Origin of the sequence: Fibrobacter sp. UWB12 (genome assembly GCF_900142485.1) — a bacterium.
Lineage (GTDB): Bacteria > Fibrobacterota > Fibrobacteria > Fibrobacterales > Fibrobacteraceae > Fibrobacter.
In genome coordinates, this window is record NZ_FRAZ01000009.1 from 44,859 (window position 1) to 61,273 (window position 16,415).

General features: G+C 49.9%; 10 protein-coding genes. All 10 read left to right on the top strand.

Annotated elements, in window-relative coordinates; genetic code table 11:
- Nucleotides 1-257: 257 nt before the first annotated feature.
- Complete coding sequence (locus BUA34_RS13375) at nt 258-1,718, top strand: DnaA ATPase domain-containing protein (RefSeq protein WP_072830428.1); 1,461 nt, start codon at nt 258-260, stop codon at nt 1,716-1,718.
- Nucleotide 1,719: 1 nt separating this feature from the next.
- On the top strand, nt 1,720-2,592 hold the full coding sequence (locus BUA34_RS13380; RefSeq protein WP_072830430.1) for an NAD-dependent epimerase/dehydratase family protein: 873 nt from the start codon (nt 1,720-1,722) through the stop codon (nt 2,590-2,592).
- Nucleotides 2,593-2,704: 112 nt separating this feature from the next.
- Nucleotides 2,705-4,075 carry a hypothetical protein gene (locus tag BUA34_RS13385; RefSeq protein WP_072830432.1) on the top strand — a complete coding sequence of 457 codons (1,371 nt, stop codon included), beginning with the start codon at nt 2,705-2,707 and terminating at the stop codon, nt 4,073-4,075.
- Nucleotides 4,076-4,155: 80 nt separating this feature from the next.
- A complete protein-coding gene (nadE, locus tag BUA34_RS13390; protein ID WP_072830434.1) occupies nt 4,156-5,631 on the top strand; it encodes an NAD(+) synthase in 1,476 nt (491 codons plus the stop codon).
- Between the two features lie 67 nt (nt 5,632-5,698).
- Entirely contained in the window at nt 5,699-6,280 is a 582-nt protein-coding gene (locus BUA34_RS13395; RefSeq protein WP_072830436.1) for an FKBP-type peptidyl-prolyl cis-trans isomerase, read from the top strand.
- Between the two features lie 126 nt (nt 6,281-6,406).
- Entirely contained in the window at nt 6,407-7,879 is a 1,473-nt protein-coding gene (locus BUA34_RS13400) for a hypothetical protein (RefSeq protein ID WP_072830438.1), read from the top strand.
- 16 nt (nt 7,880-7,895) lie between these two features.
- Entirely contained in the window at nt 7,896-9,008 is a 1,113-nt protein-coding gene (locus BUA34_RS13405) for a hypothetical protein (RefSeq protein WP_072830440.1), read from the top strand.
- 124 nt (nt 9,009-9,132) lie between these two features.
- Nucleotides 9,133-10,776, top strand: a complete 1,644-nt coding sequence (cimA, locus tag BUA34_RS13410) for a citramalate synthase (RefSeq protein ID WP_072830442.1) — start codon at nt 9,133-9,135, stop codon at nt 10,774-10,776.
- Between the two features lie 32 nt (nt 10,777-10,808).
- Nucleotides 10,809-12,098, top strand: coding sequence for a histidinol dehydrogenase (hisD, locus tag BUA34_RS13415; RefSeq protein WP_072830444.1), 1,290 nt, complete (start codon nt 10,809-10,811; stop codon nt 12,096-12,098).
- Between the two features lie 211 nt (nt 12,099-12,309).
- Complete coding sequence (gene purL / locus BUA34_RS13420) at nt 12,310-16,185, top strand: phosphoribosylformylglycinamidine synthase (RefSeq protein WP_072830446.1); 3,876 nt, start codon at nt 12,310-12,312, stop codon at nt 16,183-16,185.
- Nucleotides 16,186-16,415: the final 230 nt, after the last annotated feature.

Here is a 16,415-nt window from a genome sequence, read left to right on the forward strand (position 1 = left end):
AAATCTTGTCAAGGGATGTTTGAAAAAATACCTGTTGATAACTTGTGCTAATAGTAAGTGATAATTTTGTTACACATACGTTCGTAAGGGTGGTGTAAACTGGAAAAAGTCGGATAAAAAGTGTTTTCAAAAAAAAATTGCCGTTTTTGAACAAAAAACGGACAATAAAAAATTTTTTTCGTTTGGTTGCTTGTTCTTCAATTTTCCTTTCTTATTTTTTGCTTGCTCTTTTATACTCTTGATTAGTTTTTTAGATCGTGGATAATACTGTTTCTTTGTTGGATATTGCAGAGTCGCCCTGGCAACAGGTGCTCGACCGCGTGCGTTCGGAATGCAAGGACTTTTTTGGTGCCGTAATTCTTGACGCTCTTGGTTATGAGGGAATGTGCAATGGCTATGCCTTGCTTACTGTTCCTGACGAGCTTCGCGAGAACTGGGTGAATTCCCATTATGGCGATTTATTGCGCAAGTCCTTTACGGCTGTATTTGGTAGTGAATTTGTTGATTATCGCATCCGTCAGATTGCTCCTTCGGACCCGATTCCCGAAATCAAGCTCACGGTGCCGGTTATCCCGAAGGTTGTACAAGCTCCGAAACCGGTAAAGCGTCCGAAACAGGCTTTATCGCTTTATGCACGCTATACTTTTGAAAACTTTGTCGAAGGGGAGTGCAATTCCACGGCTTTCCGCGCATGCCAGGCTGTGGCCGAAAATCCGGGCGACCCGTCGTTGAATCCGCTGTTTGTTTATGGCGAAAGCGGCTTGGGCAAGACTCATTTGTTGCAATCCATTGCTGCAAAAATCCAGAAGAACCATCCTGATTATTCGATCGTCTATTGCCATGCATACGATTTTTTGCGTGATGCGACTGCAATGGCATCGGCTCTTCACAATAAGACGGGCAATGTACGTGAACTTGCCCAGAAGTTCCGTGAACGTTATGAGCTTTGCGATATTCTGTTGCTTGATGACGTTCAACTTTTGGAAAAGGGCTTGTGGACGCAGGAACGCCTTGCCATTTTGATTAGGCATTTGCGCGCCGAAGGCAAGCAGGTGGTGATTTCTTGCGACCGCCATCCGTCTAAGTTCAAGGTTGTCGATACGGATAACGAACGCAACTCTTCGAGATCCTCGATTCCGAGCATTTCCAAGAAACTCCTTACTCCGCTTGAATCCTGTGTTGCTGTGGGCCTTGATGAACCGGATTTGCTCACTCGCATGCACTTGATTAGCAAGAAATCCGAAGACTTGCCGTTTGCAAAGGCTGACCGTGAAGAAATTTGCCGTTACCTTTCGATGCCGCCTCGCAAGAATGTGCGCTTGATTGAAGGTCTTTTGAACTTCCTTGGCGCTATGAACATGTTCTGCAAGGCTGATTTGAACTTGAATAGCGTCAAGCGTCTTGTGGCTCCATCGGAACATGGTGGCCATGTGGAACTTACGTCCAAGAACATTATTGAGGCTGTAGCGTTGGAATACCGCGTTGAAGTTTGCGAACTCTCGTCCAAGCGACAGTCTGCTGCGATTTCTATGCCCCGCAAGGTGGCTATGTTCCTTTGCCGCGAACTCACGACCGATTCTCTCCAGAATATCGGCGCGATGTTCTGCAGGGACTATGCCACTGTAATCGCCGCCATAAATTCCCTAAAAAAGCAGATGGAAAAGGATGCGTCGCTCGCAAGGCGCATTCAGGATATCCGTTATATGCTGGAAGCCTAGCATGATTGCTTTATTGACGGGTGGCGCCGGCGTCGTAGGGAAGGCGTTGTGCCGGGAACTTATAGCACGGGGAGTGTGTGTCCGCGTCTTGACGCTTCCGGGCGATTCTTTGGCAAAATCCTTGCCTGCTGAGGTGGATGTCTGTTACGGCGATGTCACCGATTTTGAATCGATAAAAAGTGCGTTTGAAGGGGTGGATGTCGTCTATCACTTGGCGGCAATTCTTTTATCAACAAAACGTGGTGCTTTTGAACACGTGAATACGTGGGGAACGCGCAATGTTATTGAGGCTTGCAAACTTGCTGGCGTGCGTCGCTTCCTTTATGTTTCTAGCATTTCCGTGACATATCCGGTGCTTACGCCCTATGGCGAAAGCAAAAAGAAGGGCGAAGCGCTTGTGCATGCGTCTGGTTTGGATTGGACGATTGTGCGACCTACGCTTGTAATTGGCGATGGCGGTGGCGTGGAATTCAACATGTTCCGCGATTACGTGAAAAAGTTCCCGCTCTATTTTATGCCGGGGGGAGGCAAGTGCCTCAAACGCCCGGTTTGCAGTGTGGATTTGGTCAAGGGGATCGCTGTTGCTGGCCTTGAATCAAAAGCGGTCGGGAAAACATACGCTCTTGCGGGTTCGACTGTCATGACGATGGCGGAAATGGCTTCGTATGTGCTTAAATCTGCTGGAATGCGCCACATGATGATTCCGCTTCCGTGGTGGATCTCGAAGCGACTTGCCGTTCTGAAAAACTGGATTGGCGGGGAACGTGTTTCGGCCGAGCAGGCTTTGGCGGGTTTTTTGTATGATGCCGCGCCTTCCATCGAAGAAGCCGAAGCTGATTTAGATTACCATCCGGGCTGCCCGTTTAGCAATTAGGAATTCCATATAATACAGTTATTTGAATAATTTGAGCGTTTTTAGACTTTTTTCGCGGAAATTGTAAATTTTTGTTGGTCTAAATTGGACTAAATAAATTATATTAAATACTATGAATAAGAAAAAATTGCTTGCCCTTTTGGTGTCCTCCGCATTCCTTTTTGCTGCTTGCGGAGATGATGATAATCCCTCTTCTCCCAAAAATAACGATACTGAGATTTCGTCTTCTTCCGAAGAAGATGATTGCGATTCCGATGAATGTGAAGTGAAGTCTTCTTCTTCAAAAACAGATGATAAGAAGTCTTCTGATTCAAAGGAAGGCGATAAGAAATCCTCGGATTCCAAGAATGAAAAGTCTTCGTCCAGTACAAAAAATGAAGGTGATAAGTCTTCTTCTTCTGTTGAGAATAAGGCTAACTCTTCTTCATCGAGTGCTGAGGCTCCGAAGTCTTCGTCTTCAGTTGACGTTCCTAAGGGTGCTCGCGCTGCAAAGCTTACGGATCTCGAAAAGAATGTTGAACTCAAGTTGTTTGATCAGACTGTTTACCTTTCTACGGGTAGCAAGCAGGGCCTTGTTGCTCTCCGCATTCCGAATGAAATGTGGATTGTGACCTATACGGATTTTGCAAATGGCGAAGTGAAATTCGTCGACGGTAATGTCGGCAAGCAGTATGCTGAAACGGATGCCGTTAAAAAGATTTTGGAAAAACTCAAGGACAAGAACGGTTTCACGATTTCGTTCATTGTCGATGAGAACGGCGTCGTCAAGTATGCGGTCAATGGCTCGAAGGAATATAGCGAAGCTGTAAAGGCTAGCGTCACTGTGGCGAAGGGCAAGGTTTCCAAGGCCGAAGACATTAAGGACAAAATTTACAAGTGCACCGATGGCGATACGACGAGAACGTTCACGTTCTTCGACAATTCGTATATCGTTGAAAATGGAGTTGGTGATAAAGTTGCCTACTGGATTGGCGGCCATTATGATATCCAACGTAGCACGTTGTTGATGCGTCCGGCATACTATAACAAGCCAGTTTATTCAATGTATGCTTATTCTGTCGGAACGGAAAATACCATTTCTATGTCTAATGGTGAAACGACAACCACGATGAGCTGCAATGTCGAATCTAGCGAATATAAATACGAAAAGGCTAGCGATTTTGTCGGTGAATGGCAAAATATAAAAGATGGTATTGAATGGAATTTCACGCTCAAGGCTGACGGTTCTTATGAACTTTCTGCTTTCGAAGGCCAAAAAAATGTTGAATCCAAGAGTGGCGTCTGGGAAGTTTATGGTTACCACTTGATGATGCGCAATTCGGGATGCTTGCATCCGGACAAGTGCACGTCGAGCATCCATGGCCAACTCCAGACCGGACCGATTGATAAAGCTACTAACAAGATTAGCGGATTCTCGTTCATCCATAGTGACCCGGATACGCCGAAGATTCCGACCTCTTTCGAAGCTCCGCAGTACGAATAGGGTTTAGGACGCGCGTTTGAAAAATGCATCGCTCATGTGCGGTGCATTTTTTTTATTTTTCCAACATAGAGGATATTGAAATGAAACTTTATGTGGTGCAGATGAAAATTCTGCCGGGTAATGTGCCGGCGAATATGCAAACGATGAAAGCCGCTTTCGATCGCGCTAAGGCCGCCGATGTCGATTGTGTCGTGTTTCCGCGAAATGCGTTGACGGGACCATGCAATAAGGCTCTTCCGGTTGACTGGGCTGAAATTCGCAAGTATGCTGGCAACATGCCGTTTTTCTTGTGCGGTGACGTACTCGATGATACTCCGCTTTTGAATGTTGCCCATGTGACGCATGGTAGCGATTTCTATGTGGTTGGTCGTCGTGAAGCCGAAAATAAGGAACTGGCGCATTTGGCAAAGGATTGCGCAATGCCGGTTGTCTGCTTGAACGGTGTCGGAACCGACAATACCGGTAAGAACATCTATGCGCTTTCGGGTGGAAGCCGCGTGTTCGACTGCGATGGTAAAGTTGTCTTTGAAATGCCTCTTTTTAGCGAGGCCGAGGCCGTCGTTGAATTTGTCGATGGTAATGTTCAAGTTTATGCGGAATCCGCAAAGCCATACACGAGCGAAATTGCTGAAATTCACGATGCGCTCGTGTTCATGATTCGCGAAAACTTGAAGATGTTCCATATTTCGCGCATGGTCATTGGTGCTAGTGGCGGTATCGATAGTGCCGTTTCTGCAGTGCTTTATTCTGAAGCGATTGGACCGGAGAATGTGTTCCTCGTGAATATGCCGACGCGCTTCAATTCCGATACGACGAAGAATGCCGCTCGTGACTTGGCCGAAAATTTGGGAACGCCATATATGGTGGCTCCGATTTCTGATATTATCGAATCGGTTTGCCATACGCTTGAACGTTGCTCTTTTGTGCGTAACGATACCGTGATGAAGGTTGCGGGAATTAATCACGAGAACTTGCAGGCGAGGACGCGTTCTGCATCAATCCTTTCGACGGTTGCGTCGGTGGTGGGCGGTGGCGTTACTTGCAATGGCAACAAGAGCGAAGCGATGGTCGGCTATTGCACGTTGTATGGTGATTCTTGCGGTGTGATGTGCGCTATTGGTGACTTGTGGAAAACGCAAGTCTACGAACTTGCTCGTTATATCAACCGCGATAAAGAAATTATCCCGAAGGCGTCGATTGATATTCCGGCGAGCGCGGAACTTTCCGAAGCGATGAATGTTGATGAAGGCAAGGGCGACCCGATTCTTTACCCATACCACGACAAACTTTTTGCCATGTGGGTCGAAAAGGGGGTAAGTTTGAGCTTTACCGAAAAGCTGTTGCTGGAAGGTACGCTTTGCGAATCGCTCGGCGTAGATGCCGTTTATTTCAAGTCAAAACTCCCGACGGTCGAAGCGGCACTCGAGGATATGCGCCATTGGTACCGTAGGTTCAAGGGACTTGCTTTGGCAAAACGCATCCAGTTCCCGCCGATTCTTTCGGTGAGCGGACACGCCTTTGGCGGTGAATACCGTGAAAGCCAGGTAAGCGTTTAGCCTCTTTTTTCTACATTTGTGGCTCATAGTTCAACCGCGGGTCCGCCTGCGATTATAAAGGATATTTATGAAAATTGCTGAAAAAACAGTCGTCCAGATGCACTACACCCTCAAAGCTGACGAAGGTGCCGTGATCGATTCCTCCGAAGGTCGTGAACCGCTCCAGTACATCCAGGGCATGCACATGATCGTTCCGGGTCTTGAAAAGGCGATGGTCGGTCACGATGTGGGCGACAAGTTTGACGTTGTTGTCATTCCGGCCGAAGGCTATGGCGAATACGATGAACGCATGACTCAGGAAGTTCCGCTCAACGTGTTCCAGGGTGTCGACAAGGTCGAAGCGGGTATGGCTTTCTATGCTCAGACTCCGGGTGGTCCGATGCAGATTCGCATCAAGTCCGTTGGCGAAAAGACTGCTGTTATTGATGCTAACCATGAACTCGCTGGCAAGAACCTCAACTTTGCAATTGAAGTTGTGAGCGTTCGTGAAGCTACCGAAGATGACCTCAAGCCGTTCGAACACCACTGCTGCTGCGGTGGCCACGATGGTGATCACGAATGTGAATGTGGCGGCCATGGCAACAAGGAAAATTGCGATGGTAACGGCGGTTGCGGCTGCGAACACCACGCTGAACACCACGGCAAGTAAGGTGTCGGGGTAATCCCGCGGGCATCCTTAAAAAATTTGAAAAAAGGCTTGAACTTTAGTACGTTCGGGCCTTTTTTTATTTAATTTAAAAGAAGGAGTGTGGAATAACTCACAAGAGGATGCCGTATGCGCTTTGCTAAAATCTTATCTGTGGCAACTTTGCCAATGTTTCTTTTCGCTTGTAGCGACAGCAATTCTGGAAATTTTGGTAATAATCCAGGTCCTGAAAATCCGCAGGAACAACCGAAGGATTCTATTCCCGAAAATATCCCCGATGAAGACCTTAAACCGATTACCAGGGATTATTCCTTGATTTGGAGCGGAAAAGGTACGGCAGAAGATCCGTTCTTGATTACGAGTGAACAAGATTTGGCTTCACTTGCCTTCTATGTGAACGATTCCTCGATGACGTTCAAAGATAATTTCTTTAAGCTCACGGCAGATATTGCTCTTACAAAGCCTTGGAGTCCGATTGGTATTTTTGGCAAGAACGCTTATGGCTTAGGTAATCGTGTCTTTAGCGGCACTTTTGATGGCTCGCTCAAGACAATTTCTGGCTTGACAGTCAACGATACTGCTAGCTATAGCGGATTGTTTGGACTTGCTCGCGGTGCGCATATTAGCAATGTCGTTATTAAGGATGCCAAGATGAATGTTGGCTCTGTTGCTGGTGTGCTTGCTGGTTTGGCTGATTCAGTGACGGTGGAAAATTGCACGATTGAAAACGCCGAAATTAAGGGCACGGATCGTGTCGGAGGTTTGGTCGGCGAAGCGAAATACGTTACTGTAACGAACGCCTCTGTGTCGGGTTCTGTTAGCGGTACAAACAACGTTGGCGGTGTTTTGGGCAGTGTGCAAAATGGTGCGCTCACGGGTTTGACGAATGGTGCTACTGTGGCTGGTAAATCAGTTGTAGGTGGTGTCGTTGGCGGTTCTTCGAGTGTCGGTGAAGAAAGCTCTATTTCTATGGCATTGAACCTCGGTGCTGTGGCGGGAACGAAGGATGTTGGTGGCGTGGTTGGTACACTTTCGTCCACTAAACTTGAAAAAGCCGGTAACTATGGTGCTGTGACCGCTGACGAAAGCCAGTTGAGCAATGTCGGTGGTGTTATTGCCGTTGCTTCGAATAAGTCTTCTGTCAATGAAGCTTTCAATACGGGAACCGTTACTGTAAAGAAGGTGATGGTTGCTGGTGGTGTCATTGGTAGCTTGAAGGCTGTTGCTGCAACGAATTTGTTCAATCAGGGTGAAATTTCTGGTCAGGCTTCTAACTTGGGTGGACTTGTTGGCGTTGTCGATAATGATGCCAAGCTGGAATCTGGTTATAATTCGGGAAAGATTCCTGATAACAATCTTTCGGGAACGGTGGCAGGCAAGGTGACTTCGACCGCAACGGTGACGAACGTTTATTATGACAAGACCGTTGGCGGCACATGCCTCGTTGTTGCAAACCAAATGAGCGCAGAACTTCCGACCGGATTTACGACGGAAGAAATGAAGGCTGCAACGTTTGTTGCTACTTTGAATGGAACTGGCGCAGTTTGGGCTATCGATCCGGCCAAGTTTGGCGGTTATCCGTCCTTTAGCTGGGCCAAGTAATTTCTACATTTAGAACATGGCTAAAAAGAAAAAATTTTGGAAGTCGCCTTCTGTCGAGGCGGCTTTTCGTGGTAAAGAAGACAATCTCCGCAAGACGCTTCGCGAGATTGTAAGTGGTCAAAGCCGTTTGTTGCACCGCCCGGACGATTTGTACGAGGCTATTGCAAATGGTCTTGATGAAATTGAAAAAATCAAGGATGTTAAGGTTCAACTGGAACTCCTTGCTTGGACGCTCCGTGCCGACTTTTTGGCGTTCAAGGCTGACGATGATGAAATGGAAACGTGGAACGACTTGTTCTACGATGCTGGCACATTCTTTATCGAAGTTGCAAAAACTTATGACGACAAGGACTACATTGCCGACTTGATTCACGATTTGGCTGTGCGCCATGTGGGTGGGGAAGGCCGCGAGGTCGTTTTCCTTTCGATCGAAGATGTGATGCCGGTTGAACGCGCTAAGGCTTTGATTGTCGAGCTCCTTGGCGTGATTGATGCAACCGAATTTGAAAATCGCGAAGACGTTCTTGATGCGATTTGTGACATGGCTGATGCTATCAAGGATACTGAAAACTTTGCGAAGGCTTCGCTTTACAAGGATCCGGACAAGAGCAATGCAACGCTTATCGATATTGCAAACTCTTACTTTGTCGCAGGCGATATTGCAATGGCCAAGCAATGGCTAGGTGACGTGAAGGATCCTGGCGCTGAAGACGAGGAAGCGTTCCTCGATTTGCAGGCTGCGATTGCTGACCGCGAAGGCCGCAAGACGGATTGCCTCAAGTATGCTACGCGTTTGTACGAATGTTTCCCGAAGGTCATGAATCTTTCGAGACTTTGCATGCTCAAGAGCGGTGCTGAACTCGATAAGCTTTTGATTGACCATGTGAAGTACCGCAGCAATACTTGCGACACGAGCTACATGATGCTCCTTGCAAACCTCAAGAAGTTTGAGTTGCTCGGTCAATACGTCAATCATTTCGAAAAGGAATTGCCTGCGCAAGACGCCGCTGAATTGAATGCGATTTCGGACGAACTTGAACGTGCTGGCGAAAAGGAACTTGCAAAGCACATTCGCGAGTGGACCGTCGAAGAACCCGAAGACGCCGAAGCTTTCGATGATAAAGAATAGCTACTAACCGCAGCATTTTGCGTATTAAGCTGTCATGCTAGATTAGTTCTGACTTAGCCCATTATGCTGTCATGCCGGATTTATTCCGGCATCGCCATTTTTATAAATTTCTATTTTTACTTACATGAAAGTCCTTTTATACGATACAACTCTCCGTGACGGTAACCAAGACCGTAAAATAAGTCTCTCTTTAGCCGACAAGGTGCAGATTGCACGAATTTTGGACCATTTTGGATTTGATTATATCGAGGGCGGTTGGCCGAACCCGAGTAATCCGACTGACGAAGAATTTTTCAAGCTTATCAAGGATGTAAAGCTCAAGCACGCGAAAATTGCCGCTTTTGGTTCTACGCGTCGTCCCAAAATTTTGCCGGAAAATGATCCGCTTTTGCAGGCTTTGATCAAGTCCGAAGCTCCGGTCAAGACGATTTTTGGTAAGAGCTGGGATTTGCATGTAACGGATGTGATTCGCACGACGCTTACGGAAAACCTCGACATGATCGAGTCTTCTGTGGCATACCTCAAGGAATATTCTGAGGAAGTGATTTACGATGCCGAGCACTTTTTTGATGGCTACAAGGCAAATCCGGAATACGCGATTGAAACGCTCCGTGCCGCAGAAAAGGGCCATGCTGATTGTATCGTGCTTTGCGATACGAACGGCGGAACGATGCCGTGGGAAATTGAAAAAATCATAGCGGATGTGCAAAAGCATATTTCGACGCCGCTGGGAATCCATGTGCATAACGACAGTGGTCTTGCCGTGGCGAACTCGATTTACGCGGTGAAGTCTGGCTGCGTGATGGTGCAGGGCGTGGTGAACGGCTATGGTGAACGTTGCGGAAATGCGAATCTCACGACGATTGCCGCCGATTTGAAGTTCAAGATGGACTGCAATTTTGCTGCGGCGAAAAAGTTGAGCCATTTGCGCCAGCTGAGTAGCAACATCGACCAAATTGTGAACTTGCCGAGTGACGTGCATGCCCCATACGTGGGCGATGCCGCATTTGCTCACAAGGGCGGTGCTCACATCGATGGCGTGATGAAGGTCAGCCGCAGCTTTGAACATATCGACCCGCATACCGTGGGCAACGACCGCGTGTTTGTGACGAGCGACCAGGCGGGTGGTTCTCTCGTTGTCGAAAAGCTCAAGGCCATCAAGCCCGGCATCGACAAGAAGGATCCGTTGGTGGCAAGCCTCCTCAAGGAAATCAAGGAACGCGAAAATGCGGGCTGGCATTTCGACAGTGCCGAAGCGAGCTTCAAGTTGCTCGTGTATCGCCACTTGGGAATGGTCAAGGAACCGTTCAAGGTCTTGAACTATCGCGTGATTGAAGATAAAACGCCGCAGGGCGTGTCCGTGTCGCAGGCGACGGTCAAACTCCAGGTGGGCGACCAGATTAGCCACCAGGTGAGCGAAGGCGACGGTCCGGTGAACGCACTTGATGCAGCACTGCGCAAGGCGCTTTTGCCGTTCTTCCCGTGTATGGAAAGCGTGCGCTTGGATGACTTCAAGGTGCGTGTGCTTGGTTCTAACGTGGCGTCTGATGCGACGGTTCGCGTGTGGACGACGTTTGGCGATGAACACGGCTACTGGAACATGGTCGGCGTTTCGAGCAACATTATCGAAGCGAGCTGGACGGCGTTTGTCGATGGTCTTACGTACAAGATTTTGATGGACGAAAAAGTCATTGCGAATGCTTACAAGCATATTGATGTGGCTTCGACTGCCGCCGTTGATGCTGGAAATGTAAAGCCTAAGAAGTAGGCAAGAGTTTTAAAAATAGAAGGTCTGTTAAAATGAAAATCGTAAAAGTCACTCCGAAGTCTCAAGAGATTGACAGAATTTGTGGTCGTGAAGTTGCTCCGAGCAAGGAAATTCACGACAAGGTCATGGACATTCTCGCCGACATCAAGAACGGCGGTTATGCCAAGGCTGTTGAATACGCCCAGAAGTTCGATGGACTCAAAGGCAAGAACCTCCGCGTATCCGAAGCCGAAATCAAGAAGTCTGCCGCCAAGTGCCCGCCCGAAATGCAGCGTGCGCTCAAGCAGGCTATCAAGAATGTTCGCGATTTCCACGTGAACCAGATGGAAGATTCTTGGCTCATGGAAGGGAAGGACGGCGTGGTTCTCGGCCAGCGTATCCGCCCGATGAAGCGCGTGGGCCTGTATGTTCCTGGTGGTGCTGGAATTTATCCGAGCACGGTGATTATGAATGCGGTTCCGGCCATTGTCGCTGGTGTCAAGGACATCGTTGTCGTGACTCCGATCAAGGGCGAAATCAATCGCGCTGTAGCTTTTGTGCTTTGCGAACTCGGCATTACTGAAGTTTACCACATCGGTGGCGCTCAGGCTATCGGCCTCCTCGCTTACGGTGCCAAGGATGGCAAGGGCAAGGTCGTCGTGGAACGTGTCGACAAGATTGTTGGCCCGGGTAACGTCTTTGCCGCCGTTGCGAAGAAGGAAGTCTTTGGCATTGTGGATATCGACATGGTGGCAGGCCCGTCCGAAGTGCTCGTGCTTGCTGATAACACCTGCGATCCGGACTTTGTCGCTGCCGACCTTTTGAGCCAGGCTGAACACGGTTCTGGCTTCGAAGCCGCCATCTGCATTACGGACAACATGGAAACCGCACAGATGATTAGCGAATGCGTGGATATCCAGGTCGAAAATTCCCCGAAGAAGGAACTTTTGACGAAGGTGCTCGACAACTTTGGCCGTATTCTTGTTGTAAAGGATTGGTTCGATGGTGTGGCAATTGCAAATGCTATTGCTCCGGAACACATGGAAATCATGACGGACGAAGCCGAATCTATGGCTGCCCAGATCGAAAATGCGGGCGCTGTGTTTATCGGTCCGTGGTCTTCTGAACCGGTGGGCGACTACTTTGCAGGCCCCAACCACGTTCTCCCCACGAACGGCACGGGTCGCTTCTTCAGCCCGCTCGGCGTCTATGACTTCCTCAAGCGTATGAGCATCATCAAGTACTCCGAAAAGGCTATCAAGAAGAACGCAAAGGCAATTGCTGTCGTAGCTAATGAAGAAGGCTTCATTCACCACGCCGCCGCAGTTCTCAAGAGACTGTAATTGTGAAATGTCACCCCGCACTTGTTGTCTTTGACTACTTGCAGCTTTGCTGCTTAGTAGTCATGATCCGCGAATGGGGACGGGGTCGCCTTACACAGTTCTATTTACATTTTATGAAACGGCTCCGCATTTTGCGGAGCTTTTTCCGTTTGAAAATATCCTCAAATTGCTATATTTGGGGCGGTAAATATTTAGGCTAAAAGAGGTCAAAATGCTCATTCTTCGTGGTACTCCGGCTCTGTCGGATTTCCGTCTGCAAAAGCTTTCATCTGATTTTAAGGCCGCTGGAATTCCGGTTGCATCTGTCTATGCCGAATTCCTCCATGTGGTGGATCTGTCCGCCGACCTGACCGCTTCCGAAAAGGAAACGCTCGAAAAGGTCCTTCATTACGGCCCGATGCGCGAAGTCAAGGCGCTCGAAGGTGAACTCTTTGTGGTCTGCCCGCGTCCGGGTACGATCAGCCCGTGGAGCTCGAAGGCTACCGATATCGCTCACATTTGCGGCCTCCCGGCAATCAAGCGCATCGAACGCGCCATTGCTTACTACGTGAAATTTGAAGGTGCTGCTCCAGCTGGCGCCCGTGAAAAGATTACGGCCAAGATTCACGACCGCATGACTCAGGCCGTGTTTGCCGATACAGCATCTCTCGAAGTGCTTTTCAGCAAGGAAGAACCGCGTCCGCTCAATGTGATTCCGGTGCTTACCGAAGGTCGCGATGCTCTCGTGAAGGCAGACAAGGAAATGGGCCTTGCCCTCTCCGCCGACGAAATCGATTATCTCGTCAAGAATTTCACTGAACTCAAGCGCAACCCGACCGACGTGGAACTTTACATGTTCGCTCAGGCCAACTCGGAACACTGCCGCCACAAGGTGTTCGGTGCTGAATGGACCATCGACGGCGTGAAGCAGGACAAGTCCTTGTTCCAGATGATCAAGAACACTTACCAGCTCCACAATTCCAACATCTTCAGCGCTTACAAGGATAACGCCGCTGTGATGAAGGGTGCAACGGCTGGCCGTTTCTACGCTGACCCGCGCAACAACAAGTACGACTTCCACAACGAAGAAGTCGACATCTTGATGAAGGTTGAAACCCACAACCATCCGACGGCAATTTCTCCGTTCCCGGGTGCCGCTACGGGTAGTGGTGGTGAAATCCGTGACGAAGGTGCTACGGGTAAGGGGTCCAAGCCGAAGGCTGGCCTTACGGGCTTCAGCGTTTCGAACCTCAAGCTTCCGGGTGCAGTTCAGCCGTGGGAAAAAGACTTTGGTAGCCCGTCCCGCATTGCATCCGCTCTCGACATTATGATTGACGGCCCGCTCGGTGGTGCCGCATTCAACAACGAATACGGTCGTCCGAACATCCTCGGTTACTTCCGTACGTTCGAACAGGAAGTTTCTTCTGAAAAGGGTACCGAAGTTCGCGGTTACCACAAGCCGATTATGCTTGCTGGCGGTCTCGGTAACATCAAGCACCAGCACATTGAAAAGGGCCACATTGACCCGGGTGACCACTTGATCGTTCTCGGTGGTCCGGCCATGTTGATCGGTCTTGGTGGCGGTGCAGCGAGCTCTGTGGCTAACGGTGCCGGTAATGAATCTCTCGACTTTGCTTCTGTGCAGCGTGAAAACCCGGAAATGGAACGCCGCTGCCAGGAAGTCATCGACCGCTGCTGGGCGATGAACGAAGAAAACCCGATTACGTTTATTCATGACGTGGGTGCAGGTGGACTTTCGAACGCCTTCCCGGAACTCGTGAACGATGGCGGCCTCGGCGGTAAGTTTGAACTCCGCAATGTGCCGAACGACGAACCGGGCATGAGCCCGTTCGAAATCTGGAGTAACGAATCCCAGGAACGTTATGTTATCGCTATTGCTGGTGACAAGCTCGATGTGTTCGACGCTATCTGTAAGCGTGAACGCTGCCCGTACGCAGTGGTGGGCGAGGCTATCCCAGAAAAGCACTTGACCCTTACGGACAAGCACTTCGGTACGACTCCGATTGACATGCCGCTTGGCGTGCTCCTCGGTAAGCCGCCTCGCATGATCCGCAATGAAAAGTCCCAGAAGCGCCCGCTCTCTTCTCAGGTGGTGCCGGCTGGCGTGACGGTGAAGGACCTTGCACATCGCGTGCTTGCTAACCCGACCGTTGCAGATAAGACGTTCTTGATTTCTATCGGTGACCGTTCCGTGACGGGTATGATTTGCCGTGACCAGATGGTTGGTCCGTGGCAGGTGCCGGTTGCTGACTGCGCCGTGACGAGTGCAACGCTCGACACGTACGAAGGCGAAGTCATGAGTATGGGCGAACGCGCTCCGATTGCTCTTATTTCTCCGGCCGCTGCAGCTCGTATGACGGTTGCAGAATCTCTCACGAACATGGCTGCCGCTTGCGTTCCGGATATGGGCCGCGTAAACTTGTCCGCAAACTGGATGGCTACGCCGAACTACGAAGGCGATGGCGCTGACTTGTACGAAGCTGTAAAGTCCATCGGTATGGAACTCTGCCCGGAACTTGGCATTACGATTCCGGTCGGTAAGGACTCCATGAGCATGAGCACCGTGTGGCAGGACGAAAAGGGTAGCCACCGCGTGACTGCTCCGATTTCTCTTGTGATTAGTGCCTTTGCTCCGTGTGCTGACGTTCGCAAGACGCTCACGCCGCAGCTCTTGCAGAAGAAGGACACGACGCTTGTGCTCGTGGACCTCGCTCGTGGCAAGAACCGCATGGGTGCCTCTATTGCTGCCCAGGTTTACAACCTCCTCGGCGACAAGGCTCCGGATGTCGATTCCGCTAAGGAACTCCGCGCCTTCTTCGAAACGATCCAGAAGCTCAATGCTGATGGCAAGATTATGGCTTACCACGACAAGAGCGATGGTGGCCTCTTTACGACGGTTGTCGAAATGGCATTTGCCGGTCACGTGGGTGTGACGCTCGACGCTACAGCTCTCAAGGGCAATGTGATTGACGCTTTGTTCAACGAAGAACTCGGTGCCGTTCTCCAGGTTGCAAACGTAGACCTCGCTGCTGTGAAGGCCGCATTCGAAGCTGTCGGTCTCGGCGATACTGTTTCTGAAATTGCAACGCTCAACGATTCTTACAACCTGGTCATCGGCGACTACGCCGAAGGCCTCTCTGACCTCCGCGCCATCTGGAGTGATACGACTCGCCGCATTGCCGCTCTCCGTGACAATCCGGAATGTGCCGAAAGCGAATACAAGCTCAAGCTCGAACAGGACGATCCGGGTATCACGCCGAAGGTCACGTTCGATCTCGCTGCTAGCGCCAAGGTCATCAAGGATTACGCAAGCCGCCCGAAGATGGCTATTCTCCGTGAACAGGGCGTCAACGGCGAACTCGAAATGGCTGCTGCATTTGCAAAGGCTGGCTTCGAATCCATCGACGTTCACATGACGGACATCCTCTCCGGTCGCGTAAGCCTCAAGGACTTCAACGGTCTCGTCGCTTGCGGTGGCTTTAGCTACGGTGACGTTCTCGGTGCAGGTGAAGGCTGGGCCAAGAGCATCTTGTTCAACCCGAAGGCTCGTGCTGAATTCGAAGCTTACTTCAACCGTAAGGATACCTTCACGCTTGGCGTTTGCAACGGCTGCCAGATGGTCTCGAATCTCAAGGATTTGATTCCGGGCGCTAAGCACTGGCCGCGCTTTGTGCAGAACATCTCCGAACGCTTCGAAGCTCGTTATTGCTCTTTGAAGGTCGAAGATACGCCGGCAGTGCTCCTCAAGGGTATGGCGGGCTCCGTGCTCCCGATTGCTGTTGCTCATGGTGAAGGCCGTGCCGAATTCGCAAGCCGCGAAGCTGCCGAAGCCTGCCTCAAGACGGGTCTCGTGGCTCTCCGCTACGTGGACGGCAAGCACGAATACACCGAACGCTACCCGCTCAACCCGAACGGTTCTCCGTTTGGCATCAACGGCCTCTGCTCTGAAGATGGCCGCGCCCTCGTGATGATGCCGCACCCGGAACGCGTGTTCCGCACCTGCCAATACTCTTGGCACCCGGCAGAATGGGGTGAAGATGGCCCGTGGATGCAGCTCTTCCGCAATGGCCGTATCTTTGTAGGGTAATCCCCTTGCATGTCATCCCGGCTATATGCCGGGATCGCCATTGGATAAGTCGCACCATACACGCAAATAAATCCGCTTCCTGCTTGACCGCAGGGGCGGTTTTTTATATAGCTTATTATTAATAGTTTATGTGCTTTGTATGACAAAGTATTGTCTACAAAGTTTTGTTATATTTTTATTACAATCATCCAACCGTAAAATATTTTTTTATGATAAATGATGAATTTTGA

Bases quoted from the DNA above. Each gene is read 5' to 3' on its own strand.
- BUA34_RS13380 (WP_072830430.1), top strand. From the start codon at position 1,720: ATGATTGCTTTATTGACGGGTGGCGCCGGCGTCGTAGGGAAGGCGTTG.
- BUA34_RS13385 (WP_072830432.1), top strand. From the start codon at position 2,705: ATGAATAAGAAAAAATTGCTTGCCCTTTTGGTGTCCTCCGCATTCCTT.
- nadE (WP_072830434.1), top strand. From the start codon at position 4,156: ATGAAACTTTATGTGGTGCAGATGAAAATTCTGCCGGGTAATGTGCCG.
- BUA34_RS13395 (WP_072830436.1), top strand. From the start codon at position 5,699: ATGAAAATTGCTGAAAAAACAGTCGTCCAGATGCACTACACCCTCAAA.
- BUA34_RS13400 (WP_072830438.1), top strand. From the start codon at position 6,407: ATGCGCTTTGCTAAAATCTTATCTGTGGCAACTTTGCCAATGTTTCTT.
- BUA34_RS13405 (WP_072830440.1), top strand. From the start codon at position 7,896: ATGGCTAAAAAGAAAAAATTTTGGAAGTCGCCTTCTGTCGAGGCGGCT.
- cimA (WP_072830442.1), top strand. From the start codon at position 9,133: ATGAAAGTCCTTTTATACGATACAACTCTCCGTGACGGTAACCAAGAC.
- hisD (WP_072830444.1), top strand. From the start codon at position 10,809: ATGAAAATCGTAAAAGTCACTCCGAAGTCTCAAGAGATTGACAGAATT.
- purL (WP_072830446.1), top strand. From the start codon at position 12,310: ATGCTCATTCTTCGTGGTACTCCGGCTCTGTCGGATTTCCGTCTGCAA.